1 protein-coding gene is annotated in these 587 nt (G+C 65.8%); it reads right to left on the bottom strand.

The window, feature by feature from the left end:
• The coding region (locus tag JKG68_RS32845) for an IS701 family transposase (RefSeq protein ID WP_246516143.1) at positions 1-587 on the bottom strand (587 nt) is incomplete at both ends.

The following is a 587-nucleotide window of genomic DNA, read 5'->3' as shown; positions in this document are numbered from 1 at the left end:
AGCCCCAACTCCGTCTTCGCTGTCTCGAACGCATCCTCAATCGCCCAGCGCTGGCCCTCGACCCGCACCAGGGTCTCGACCGGCGTGCCGGCCGGACACCAGGTCGAAAAGAACGCCAGATCCTCATCAGCGATGGTGCGTCGGATCAGCAGGCCGCGCGTCCACAGGCCGGTGAGATCTTTGTTGTATTCCTCCGCCCTGAGATCGGCCAACTCGACGTACGCCCAGTCATACAGGCGCGCTCCCTTGGTGCCGTCGCCGGCTGATAGGCGCGTCCAGCCCTCGGGAGACAGAGCCTGCGCGATCTGCTCGGCCGTGCCGGCCACTTCAGGCTTGTCGATCCAGGAGGAGAACTGATCAGTGGCATGCGCGCCCAGCACGTAGCCCTTGCCGGCCCGGCGCAACTGCATCTCGATGGCTCCCACACCATAGATCGTGTCGGCCGCGACCCAGTCGAACGGCACGCCAGCGGCAAGAGCCCGCGCGATCATCTGTGCGGCGATCTCGGGTTTGGTGACGAAGCCGATGCTGTCGGGCACCTGAGCGGCTTGCCGCCGGATGGCATCGTTGATCCAGTCCTTGGGCAG

The sequence above is a fragment of the Microvirga aerilata genome (assembly GCF_016743775.1).
In the GTDB taxonomy this organism is placed as follows: domain Bacteria; phylum Pseudomonadota; class Alphaproteobacteria; order Rhizobiales; family Beijerinckiaceae; genus Microvirga; species Microvirga aerilata.
Note: the sequence above shows the minus strand (reverse complement) of the source record. Positions and strands in the feature narration are given on the sequence as shown.